At 59.3% G+C, this 10,190-nt stretch carries 11 protein-coding genes; 3 read left to right on the top strand and 8 right to left on the bottom strand.

What is annotated here, in order from left to right:
* Positions 1 to 164: 164 nt before the first annotated feature.
* The 6 genes from RR842_RS09080 to RR842_RS09055 form a co-directional block, all read right to left on the bottom strand.
* Positions 165 to 455 (bottom strand): hypothetical protein, encoded by a 291-nt coding sequence (locus RR842_RS09080; protein WP_332513217.1) that lies wholly within the window; start codon positions 453 to 455, stop codon positions 165 to 167.
* Positions 456 to 685: 230 nt separating this feature from the next.
* Positions 686 to 964, bottom strand: a complete 279-nt coding sequence (locus RR842_RS09075) for a molybdopterin-binding protein (protein WP_332518422.1) — start codon at positions 962 to 964, stop codon at positions 686 to 688.
* A gap of 8 nt (positions 965 to 972) precedes the next feature.
* On the bottom strand, positions 973 to 1,776 hold the full coding sequence (locus tag RR842_RS09070) for a molybdopterin-dependent oxidoreductase (RefSeq protein WP_332518421.1): 804 nt from the start codon (positions 1,774 to 1,776) through the stop codon (positions 973 to 975).
* Between the two features lie 14 nt (positions 1,777 to 1,790).
* The gene (locus tag RR842_RS09065) at positions 1,791 to 3,455 is read right to left on the bottom strand and encodes a molybdopterin-dependent oxidoreductase (RefSeq protein ID WP_332518420.1); all 1,665 of its coding nucleotides are present in this window, start codon (positions 3,453 to 3,455) and stop codon (positions 1,791 to 1,793) included.
* 117 nt (positions 3,456 to 3,572) lie between these two features.
* Positions 3,573 to 5,150, bottom strand: coding sequence for a hypothetical protein (locus RR842_RS09060; protein ID WP_332729539.1), 1,578 nt, complete (start codon positions 5,148 to 5,150; stop codon positions 3,573 to 3,575).
* A 218-nt stretch (positions 5,151 to 5,368) separates the two neighbouring features.
* A complete protein-coding gene (locus RR842_RS09055) occupies positions 5,369 to 6,649 on the bottom strand; it encodes an O-acetylhomoserine aminocarboxypropyltransferase/cysteine synthase family protein (protein WP_332513226.1) in 1,281 nt (426 codons plus the stop codon).
* 221 nt (positions 6,650 to 6,870) lie between these two features.
* On the opposite strand from RR842_RS09055, the gene metA reads away from it, so the two are divergent.
* The 3 genes from metA (at position 6,871) to RR842_RS09040 (ending at position 8,399) form a co-directional block, all read left to right on the top strand.
* On the top strand, positions 6,871 to 7,803 hold the full coding sequence (gene metA / locus RR842_RS09050) for a homoserine O-succinyltransferase (protein WP_332513227.1): 933 nt from the start codon (positions 6,871 to 6,873) through the stop codon (positions 7,801 to 7,803).
* Complete coding sequence (locus RR842_RS09045; protein WP_332522438.1) at positions 7,796 to 8,050, top strand: hypothetical protein; 255 nt, start codon at positions 7,796 to 7,798, stop codon at positions 8,048 to 8,050. Before metA ends, RR842_RS09045 begins: the two co-directional genes overlap by 8 nt.
* A gap of 124 nt (positions 8,051 to 8,174) precedes the next feature.
* Positions 8,175 to 8,399 carry a prevent-host-death protein gene (locus RR842_RS09040; RefSeq protein ID WP_332729538.1) on the top strand — a complete coding sequence of 75 codons (225 nt, stop codon included), beginning with the start codon at positions 8,175 to 8,177 and terminating at the stop codon, positions 8,397 to 8,399.
* A 75-nt stretch (positions 8,400 to 8,474) separates the two neighbouring features.
* Here RR842_RS09040 and RR842_RS09035 read toward each other — a convergent pair whose 3' ends face one another.
* Together RR842_RS09035 and RR842_RS09030 are read right to left on the bottom strand one after the other, a co-directional pair.
* Complete coding sequence (locus RR842_RS09035; protein ID WP_332513763.1) at positions 8,475 to 9,137, bottom strand: HAD family phosphatase; 663 nt, start codon at positions 9,135 to 9,137, stop codon at positions 8,475 to 8,477.
* The coding region (locus RR842_RS09030; RefSeq protein WP_332729536.1) for a GGDEF domain-containing phosphodiesterase at positions 9,137 to 10,190 on the bottom strand (1,054 nt) is incomplete at its 5' end. The genes RR842_RS09030 and RR842_RS09035, both read right to left, overlap by 1 nt.

Genomic DNA, 10,190 nt, shown 5'->3' with positions numbered 1-10,190 from the left:
CACCACACCAATGCCGCATGATTCCAATCGTGCGGCATTTTTCATCGCCGCACCACACGTCCGCCACCGCTGCACCGCACTGCCCGAAAAACGGAAAGGCGCGGACACGAAGGTTTCCCTCCGCTGCCCGCGCCTCTGCAAAAGCGGTTACCGTGCCGCGCGCTCTACTTCTTGCCGAACAAGTCACCCAGAGCATCGCCGATGCCGCCCAGCGGCGAACCTTCGCCGAACAAGCCACCCAGCTGATCGCCGATAGCACTCAGATCGAAGTTGGCGGCACCTTCGCTGATTTGCGTCTTGATGTGCTCTACCACCTCGCCGATCTGACCTTCTTCAAGGGTATGCCCGGTAATCTGCTCAATGACGCCCTTTGGGTCGGCTATGAGCTCATGGATCTTCTCCGGCGCCTCGCCCAGCGCACCCATCACCTGCTCCGCAATTGCTTTAATATCCATCGGGCATCCTCCTCCTTAGGTCGGAAATCGCGAACTGCTCACAGTATACAAGCTGAGAAAGCGCAGAAGATCGTCCTTTGAGGTACAACTATTTGTTGACCTGAAAACGAGCGGCCGCCCTAATGTCGTCCTCGCTTGTTCGTTGCCGCTTTTGCTGTTTGGCCACACCCAGGCAACAAAATGGCCCAGGAGAGGGAGTTTCCTGGGCCATCGCGTCAAGGCATCGGAGCTTAAGATGCCGTGAACTCTGCTAGGTCGGCTTCGGGGCTTGCCCGTCCGTCGCTGTTGATCGAGCGCACCAGCAAGCAGTAAGAGCCGGGGGTTTCAGGCGTATAGGTGAACGTCCATTGCACCGAAAGCTCGCAGGCAGAATCGGACACGTCGTAGGTGGTCCAGTTCTCGCCGTTGTCCAGCGAAAACTGAACCGACACGATCTGCTTGCCAAAGTCTTCAGCGTAACCGCTGAACGTAATAGGCTTGCCCACTTCGACCTGCTGGGGAGCAATCACGGTCCGTCCTATCCTTGCGTGGCGGCCAACACGCCCGCGTTGGGGCTGTTGGGATGCTCGTCGTTCGCGCCGGGCGCAGCAGGAACCTCGTCCTCGGTAGAAACGACGATCCGAACAACGTCGCGCACGAAATAGTTCGCCGGCGTCTTCGTCATCCAGAGCTGGTTGTTTCCGCCAACCGATGCCGACAGGTCCTCGTCGTTGATCTCATAGCTCAGCACCGCATGGCGGCCGATGACGTACCCAAGCGGGAACGCCACGCTGGTGCCGTCAGCGGAGACAAACGTGATCGTGTTCGCTCCCGACGCCATACCGGCCCGATTGAGCAGATGATCGACGGGAATGCCCTTGACGTCGGCCGTAATGGTGGCGCGCCCGCCGGCAGGATTCCCACCGCAGGTGCAGCCCATCACCTTGTTGACCGATTCCTCGCTGGCAAGCTCGCCCACCGAGGCCGTGAACTCCTGGTCAACGTCGCCCGCAACCGAAAGCTTCCACTCGAGCGGATTGTCCACCTCAAGGTTGGTGGTCGCACCGCACAAGGCTTGCGTCGCACGCTGGAAGAAGTTCTTGATTACTTCGTTCGGCGTTAGATTACCCTGATCGAAGGAAAACTCTCCTGCGACCTCGGCAACTTTGACCTGCGTGTTCTGCACCGTCGTGCTCTGCGCCTTGGCCTCGGTTCCACTCGCCTCTGCTTTGTCGGACGGAGCCGGGTTCGCCAAAGCGGGAGCTGCGGCCATAGAGGCCATCATGGTCAGGCCGGCGACGGCAGAGAGGGCGCCTCGACCGTATTTCGTCGTTGCTTTCATATGTATTCCCTCCTCTACTCTACCGTGAACATGAACTGGGTGTTGTACTGGCACACGCGGTCGGCACCCTCAGGCGTGATGCTGGTGGTGCGGATATTCAACAGGTAAGCGCCCGGGGCCGGCGGCGTGAAGTCCATGCGCCAGTAGGTCCAGAAGTCGGCGTTGTTGCTGGGCGTGTCCAGCGTGGTCCAAGTTTTGCCCTGGTCGAACGAGAACTCCATCTTCTTGATGGGCTCGTCCCATGCGTCGGCAAAGCCCTCCAGATGCACGGTCTTGGCCTCGTCGCCCGTCAGCACCACACCGGTGGGGTAGTTCAGCACGCCGCTGTTGGGCTTGGAGTATATTTCGCTCGTGCGGTCGTCGGTGAACTGACCCACGTAGAGCTGGGAGTCCAGCTTGTCGGCAGGCTTCGTCATGAACGTGAGGTTCGAGATACGCTTCGTGAAGTTGCCGCCTGAGGTCTTGTTCACCCAGATCATGCAAGGATAGCCCTGCGACGGAGGCAGTAGCTCGCCATCCATCTTGGTAACGATGACCGCTTCGTTGTCGATCAGCCATTGCAGGCTCATCTGGGCATAGTCGTAGCCGTCGCCGCTGATGGGGCTGAGGATGTTGGCACCGGCCTTGGGCTTGGCGTACTCGATGATCTTCGCTACAGGAATGCCCTCAACCTCGCTCTGCATGATGGTGGCTTGACCGACACCGTTGATGGTGCAGTCCATCTTCATGACCTGCTTCACGGTGCCGAACTGCTTCTCCATTTCGGGAAGCGTCATCTCGACAGGGTTCTCGCATTCGCCGTCGATGGAGACGACCCAGTTCTCATAGATGGACTTGTCCACTTTCGTGTCATCGGTCAGCCACTCGGCAGGCTCGTCCTTAACCGTCTTGAAGAAGCGGTTCTCAGCCGGCGTAATAGTGGTCTGGTCGTAACTGATGGACGGCTTGGCCTCATCGGACGCGAGGTCGGTGTAGCCCTTGAACACGCTGTACTTCACTTCATCCCAACGCTCGAACACACCGGTACGCGAATCGATGTAGTGGCAAGACTGGCAGTTGCCGTTGTCGTCCTTAGTGAACATGGTGCTGTTCATGTGCAGCGTGTGGATAGGATCGGCCAGCGGATCGTCTGAATACGACTCGGAGTGGCACGCGATGCAGTTCTGATAGCTTTGCTCGGCCGGATAGCCCATGAAAATGAGGCGATGGTAGGTAGGTAGGCCCATCAGCGCACTCTCAAGCGTATGGCACGAGGTACACCCACGGTTGTCGGCGTCGAGGTAGGTGTTGTTCCAGCCCAGCTCGTCGGACGGAACCGGCTGCACCGTGAATCCGTTGCGGTCGGTGTAGCGGCGGGGTGCTTCAGCTGTGGCGTTCTCAGCATCTTCGTCGGCATGGCGATAGAACCCGGGCAGCGACGCGATGCCGTCGATAAAGCGGCCTTCCGTGGGGAACCCGCTGTACGCGGCCAGTTCGTCGGTGCTCGATGCGTCTGATGCAGCCTTGTCGCCGCTCGCCTTGCTTTCGGTCCCCGTGTCAGTTTTCGGAGCCTCAGACGCCTTGGGAGCGCACCCCCAAACGGCAAACGAAGCAACAAGGGTGACTGCAAGGAGCGCCACCATCAGCTTCGTCCTACGACGAGGATGCTCCGACGCGTATTCGTTCGTGTTGTCTTTCATTGATCCCTCCTTTGATAGTGAGAAAACGGATTACCCGATACTCCTTTCTCCTTGGTCCCTTCCTGCATTTCAACAAGCGCGACGCCGGACGCAAGTCCTTCGTTGCCGGACAACGCGTCAAGCAGGTTCGATACCATCCTTCAGCCAGCTGTGCGTGCGCGGTCCATCGCAATCGGCAATGGACGTGCGGCGGAAGTCGTAATGTTCGATATAGGTTTTGTCCAACAGCGATTTCTCGTAGAAGCCGACGCTCTCGTTGTAGGCGCAGACGACATCGCCGGCACTTTTATACTCGTCGCGCAGGGTGCCGTCTTCGTGATAATATTGGTAAAAAGCCTGGTTGCAGTGTTCCTTCAAGTAAACAAGGAACAGCTGGTTAAAATTCTCGGAAGCCACGAAGAAGTGCCGTATCCCGTCATCATGCTGGCGGAGGAAGCCGGTATCCAAAAGCCGGGCGAAGTCGCTGCGAGCGCAGGGATAGGACACGTCGTAGCGCCGCACGTGAATAGCGTACGTAAACTCGGCATTGCTGTGCAAGATGGCCTCCAGCAGCACTTCCCGTTGCCGGAAGTTCAGGCTTTCGTCGGCATCGATGATGGCGCGGAAGCGCTCGCGTCGGCGGCTCATGCCATCAAGCTTTGACACCAGGCGGTTCTGCTCGCCAGCCAAAAGCTCCACGGCGCACTCGAAAAACCGTGTCCAATCGTGGTACCCGTCGCATTCGACGGCCAGATCCCCCGGCTCGCAGGGGAGACAACGGCCCGGGGTGTCGCATGCCTTGCCTGCGTACATCAGCTCCACAACGGGAACATGCGCCAAAAAATGGTAGCCCGCACGATGCAGCACCAGGAAGTACATCAGGTAGGCGAACACGTCGTTCCCCGCAGGAAACAGACGAAACGTCTTGAAAAAATGCAAGGCGATGAGGGCATCGATGACGGTATGGTTGCCGCAAACGCTGCCGCCGCAAACGCCGACGAAAGGATCGCCTAAACCAGTGTTGTCTGCCCCCCGCGGCCAAAGGCTTGCGCAGAAGGACCCCAAGGCCTTGTTGCGCAGGCCGTCTACCGTATCAGCCCCTCGCCCCTCCGCCTCGTGCGCCTCCCTTATCGAGATTCCCTCGACAAGCCTCGCATAAAGGCTTTCGATAAAATGCGCAGTGATCGGCCGATCGCGATAATTTTCGATGCTCAGGAGTATCTTTCCCGCGTTGGACACCAAAAGCTCGCTGCCGCTTGACGGCTCGCACGCTTGGACGCATATCCTCTTCATCTGGGCGACATCGAGCGTCGGATTCTCCAGCCGAGCCGCCAAAACCACCTCGTTGGCCGCCAGGTTCAATTCGTAGTGCCCACCCTCAGGCTCGGTAAGGATGCGCTCGTAATGGACGGCAAGGCTCTCGCTGAGCTGGAGCCCTTCAAGCAGCTTGCCCAAACGCCACGTCATTGCATACCAGCCGCCCACGGTACGCCGCAGGCCGCACGCGCCCTCCGGCAAAGCCATATCGGGCGGAACAGGCAAGCTGTGCCCTTGGCTTCTGCGCAGCTTGTTGACCATAACCCAGTAGATGGACATATCTTCTAAGGATACGTCCATCGCCGACGAAAGCGATTCGAGCGTTTGCGCCTCCCGCGACACCAGCGAAAAGACGCGCCCCAGCAGCGAATTGTCGTCGGCCATGAGTTGCTTTTCCATGACCTTATTCTCCCTCTCCCTCGTTCGTTCATGTTCGCAAGTTAACCGCAGCTTTTCAAGGGTTAGAGAAATGACTAGAAAGTTTTTACCATGGCAGAAAGCATACCTGTATGCCAGAGATTCCTTGGCGCACCAGCGCATACGACGCGAGACGGCGCCGCTTCCCCTCCTCGGGAAAACAGCGCCGTCTCGTCGATCTTATGTGCAAGAGGCTCAGACTACACCGCTGCAAGCGCTTGGTCGATGTCGGCTATCAGGTCGGCTGTGTCCTCGATGCCGCACGAAAGGCGAATGAGATCGGGGGTGATGCCGGCAGCCGCCAGCTCGGCATCGTTCATCTGACGGTGCGTCGCATTCGCCGGATGCAGCACGCAGGTACGCGCATCGGCTACATGCGTGGCAATCTGAGCGAGCTTCAAGCCGCCCATAAACGTCTCGGCCGCCTCGCGACCACCGGCCACCCCGAAGCTGACCACCCCGCTCGCGCCGCCCGTCAGGTACTTCTGCGCCAACTCGTAAGACCCATCGCCTTCCAGACCAGGATAGCGAACCCATGCCACCTGGGGATGCTGGGAGAGGTACTGCGCCAGTGCCAAGCCGCTCTTGTTGTGCTGGGCCATGCGCAGGTGCAGGCTTTCCAAGCCCAGGTTTATCAGGTAGGCGCTCTGCGGCGATTGACTGCAACCGAAATCGCGCATAAGCTGGGCTGTCGCCTTGGTGATGAAGGCACCGCCCAAGCCGAAGCGCTCGGCGTACACGACGCCATGATAGCTGTCATCAGGGGTGGTCAGGCCGGGGAACTTGTCGGCATGAGCGAACCAGTCGAAACGACCCGCATCCACGAGAGCGCCGCCCACACTGGCCCCGTGCCCGTCCATGTACTTGGTGGTGGAATGCGTCACTATGTCGGCACCCCATTCGATAGGACGGCAGTTCACCGGCGTGGGGAACGTGTTGTCTACGATCAGCGGCACCCCATGCGCATGCGCAGCCACAGCAAAGCGCTCGATGTCCAGCACTGCCAGTGCCGGGTTCGCAATCGTTTCGCCGAACACGGCTTTCGTATTCGGGCGGAAGGCTGCCTCGAGTTCCTCGTCGGTGCAATCAGGCGCCACGAAGGTGAATTCCACGCCCATGCGCTTCATGGTCACGGCGAACAAGTTGTAGGTACCGCCGTAAAGGGCGGACAAGGCCACCACATGATCGCCGCATCCCGCAATGTTGAACACCGCGAAGAAGTTTGCCGCCTGGCCCGACGACGTGAGCATGGCCGCCGCGCCGCCCTCGAGCTCGGCGATCTTCGCCGCAACGAAATCGTTCGTGGGGTTTGCCAGCCGCGAGTAGAAGTAGCCCGATTCCTCCAGATCGAACAGCCGTCCCATATGCTCGCTCGAATCGAATTTCCAGGTGGTGGACTGGTAGATGGGAATCTGACGGGGCTCACCGTCTTGGGGACGATACCCGCCCTGCACGCAGGTGGTGCTGATAGACTCGCTCATGGCGGCTCCTTGCCGAAAGCATCGGTACATACCTTTTGGATCGAAACATTATAGCCATCACGGTTTCCCCTTCGGTAGCGGTCTCTTTCCGATAATAAGTTACCGTTTTTCAAGATAATCAAGTTATCGGAATATTAGGTATCATAGAGCAAGCAGCCCTGCGAGAGACCCAAGCGCCGCACCAACGGACGAAACGACCCATCGAACAGGCGAGGTTCACCATGCCCATCAGAATCCCCGACTCCCTGCCCGCCACCGACGTCCTCGAAAGCGAGAACATCTTCGTCATGACGGAGAGGCGCGCCATGCACCAGGACATCCGTCCGCTGAAGCTGGTGCTGCTGAACCTCATGCCTACCAAGATCGTCACTGAGACGCAGATCATGCGCAAGCTGTCGAACACGCCGTTGCAAATAGAGATCGAGCTGCTGCAGGCCGCGAGCCACGATGCCAAGAACGTGACCGCGCAGCATCTCGAGACGTTCTACACCACGTTCGACGACATCAAAGACCAGCATTTCGACGGCATGATCATCACCGGCGCGCCCGTGGAACTGCTGGACTTCGAAGAGGTGGACTACTGGGGCGAGCTGTGCGATATCATGGCCTGGTCGAAGACGAACGTGCATTCCGTATTCCATATCTGCTGGGGCGCCCAAGCCGGCATCTACTACCATTACGGCGTGGCAAAGCACGAGCTGCCTGCCAAGATGTTCGGCGTGTTCGAGCACCGGGTGAACAAGCCCTCATCGCCCCTCGCGCGCGGTTTCAACGACTGCTTCTGGGCACCGCATTCGCGCTACACCGAAGTGCGGGCCGAAGATATCGAGGCACACCCCGATCTCGAGTTGATAGCCGTATCCGACGAAGCCGGCGTCTACCTCGCCAAAAGCACCGACAGCCGGCACTTCTTCGCATTCGGCCACCCCGAATACGACCGCGACACGCTGATGAAGGAATACGAGCGCGATGCCGCAAAGGGCATCAGCCCCGCGCTGCCGCAGCACTACTTCCCCGCCGACGACCCCACGCAAAAGCCGTTGGTCACCTGGAGAGCCCATGCGCAGCTTCTCTACACCAACTGGTTGAACTATTATGTCTACCAGACCACGCCCTACGATTTGGAAAAGGCAGGAACCGGCGAAGATGCCTGAGGAACCGAACGCGCTGCGCGGAGAAGACGAGAGCAACCCGGCTTCTCCGCGCGCGCCGCACAAGCGCTACACCCTGCGGCCCACGGTCACGCCGATAGCGGCAACCGCCGACAGCGAGCGCTCCGAGGGGGCACTGCCGCCAGCAGACCCTTTCCTCCGCGCCGCCCACGAGGACGACGACGGCTACGACCCTTACTCCGACCGCCGCGAGGAACCGCCGCTCTTCGAGCGCGAGCCGTGGGACTAGCTGACAGCTATCCCCAAGCCCTCCCTTCCCGAACCTCCCGAACCTCCCGAAGCTCCATAGATTCAGACGGTTAATTCTCTATATCAGCATAGTTAATCGCCTAGAAGCGAAAGGAGGAATCGCCATGCCCCTCACGGTTAAGGCATCGGAAGCCCGCGCGCAATTTCCGACCATTGCAAAACGCGTGCATGAGGACAACGTCGAGGTAACGGTCATCAAAGGAAGCAAACCTTACGTGAAGATCGTCCCCATCGACCCGCCCTTGAACGGCGAGAACAAATCTAGGTACCTAGATGCCTACAACAAAGCGGTCGATGAGTACCGCGACCTGTTCGAAGCACTCTCCTGATAAAAGCACTTCAGCCTATTCCCAAAGACAAAATGCGCGCGAACTGCCTGGTTAACCGGACGCTGCACCTCAAATCTACCGGGGAAACGCCCCGCTATCAAGCTCCTCAAAGCTCTTGATAGCATGATCGGACAAGGCCGCCAGCTCCTCGAACGTGCCGGAGAGGTCGTTGTCGTAGATGCCCACCGTGCGGTAGCGGGCACCGCGCAGGGTACGCAGTGCGTAGGCTGAGTCCTCAAAACCCCAGGTAGTTTCCAGGGGTGTACCCATAAGGTCGCGCGTATAGTCATAGACGGCAGGCTCGCGCTTCGACCTGCCCACATCGTCGACCGACACGATATGGTCGAGGTAGGGCGCAAACCCGGTCAGGGCCAATCCTGCCTGCAAGTACGGCTGCGGACTGGAGGAGGCAACACTCATGCGCACGCCGCGCTCGGCAAGGCCGCGCACGAACGCCAGCGCACCGGGCCGCTCGATTGCGCGCGTACGGTAGTAGTCCAGCATAAGCTCGTCCATCATAAGCACGGCGTCGGAACCGCACGACCCCAGGCCGCAGCGCTCATGGAAGAAATCGCCTGCCTCAGGAATAGTGAGTGTAGTGAGCAAGTCGGATTCCGCACGCGTCAACTGTATGCCGGCACGCCGTGCCAACTCATCTTCGACTTCGAGCCACGCGCCCATCGAATCCAGCAGCGTGCCATCACAGTCGAAGATGATGCCTATCCGAGAAGCATCCATTAGGTGAAAAACCTCCGCTCGAATTCGTCGATCGGCTGCGGCTTGCCGAGGCGGTATCCCTGGGCCCGCGTGCAACCCGCTTCGCGAAGTGCGCGGTACTGCTCTTCGGTCTCGATGCCTTCGGCAACCGTTTCAATGCCCAAATCGTCGCACAGATTTACCAACCCGCGGATAATCTTCATCGTATGCCTCTCGGAACCGAGACCCCAAACCAGCGACTTGTCTATCTTCAGCACGTTGAACATCAGCTGAGTAAAGAGGGCGAAGTTGGCGTTCTCGACCCCGAAATCGTCGATGGCAACACGGAATCCACCGCTCCTGAGTCCATCGGCAACCCGACGAAGCAGTGCGCTGTCGTCTTCGCGAGCCGACTCCGTAATCTCGATTTCTATGAACCACGGATCGACATCGTACGATGCAACCACCTCGGCGACGCGCTCGGCAAACCCCTTGTCGACAATGGTGCGTCGGGAGAAATTGACCGCAATCGGCACCACCGTGCGCCCTTCTTGCTGCCAGCGCGAAACCGTCGCGCACGCCTCCGACAGCGCAAAGAAATCGATAGACGATATCTCGCCCATATCCTCAAGGGCCGGGATGAACGACGATGGCAGTGCTTGCAGCTTGCGTTCTTGGTTGCGGAAGCGGATCAACGCTTCCGCGCCGACGATCTCGCCCGTTGCACTGGAGGCCTGCGGCATAAGGTAGATCGTGAACAAGCCGGCCCGAACGGCCTCCCGGGCACCGCCCGGGCGCAGAAGATTACTGACCGCAGCATCGGATGCCAGATCAACTCCCAAGTCGGTCGCACGATGCCTTCCGCGTTTTGCGTTGCGCATACGGTCGCCAGCCAAATCGAGCAAGCTTTCCGCGTTCACGCACCTCTCGCGCCATGCCGGGCCCAAGGAAGCAGGAAGCCCCTCGTCAAGAAAGCGCTGCGCGGCGCGCTCAACCAGCTCGGCGAACTCTTTGTAATCCACCTTCTCGACAACAGCACAAAACTCGTCATCGCCAATGCGGTACACGCCTTCCCCAAACACCTCACGCAGACAA

Origin of the sequence: Gordonibacter sp. (genome assembly GCF_036667095.1) — a bacterium.
GTDB lineage: Bacteria > Actinomycetota > Coriobacteriia > Coriobacteriales > Eggerthellaceae > Gordonibacter.
This window is presented reverse-complemented; position numbering and strand designations above follow the sequence as displayed.

Excerpts from the sequence above, each read along its gene's own strand:
- RR842_RS09080 (WP_332513217.1), bottom strand. The coding sequence starts at position 455 with ATGGATATTAAAGCAATTGCGGAGCAGGTGATGGGTGCGCTGGGCGAG.
- RR842_RS09070 (WP_332518421.1), bottom strand. The coding sequence starts at position 1,776 with ATGAAAGCAACGACGAAATACGGTCGAGGCGCCCTCTCTGCCGTCGCC.
- RR842_RS09065 (WP_332518420.1), bottom strand. The coding sequence starts at position 3,455 with ATGAAAGACAACACGAACGAATACGCGTCGGAGCATCCTCGTCGTAGG.
- RR842_RS09060 (WP_332729539.1), bottom strand. The coding sequence starts at position 5,150 with ATGGAAAAGCAACTCATGGCCGACGACAATTCGCTGCTGGGGCGCGTC.
- RR842_RS09055 (WP_332513226.1), bottom strand. The coding sequence starts at position 6,649 with ATGAGCGAGTCTATCAGCACCACCTGCGTGCAGGGCGGGTATCGTCCC.
- metA (WP_332513227.1), top strand. The coding sequence starts at position 6,871 with ATGCCCATCAGAATCCCCGACTCCCTGCCCGCCACCGACGTCCTCGAA.
- RR842_RS09045 (WP_332522438.1), top strand. The coding sequence starts at position 7,796 with ATGCCTGAGGAACCGAACGCGCTGCGCGGAGAAGACGAGAGCAACCCG.
- RR842_RS09040 (WP_332729538.1), top strand. The coding sequence starts at position 8,175 with ATGCCCCTCACGGTTAAGGCATCGGAAGCCCGCGCGCAATTTCCGACC.
- RR842_RS09035 (WP_332513763.1), bottom strand. The coding sequence starts at position 9,137 with ATGGATGCTTCTCGGATAGGCATCATCTTCGACTGTGATGGCACGCTG.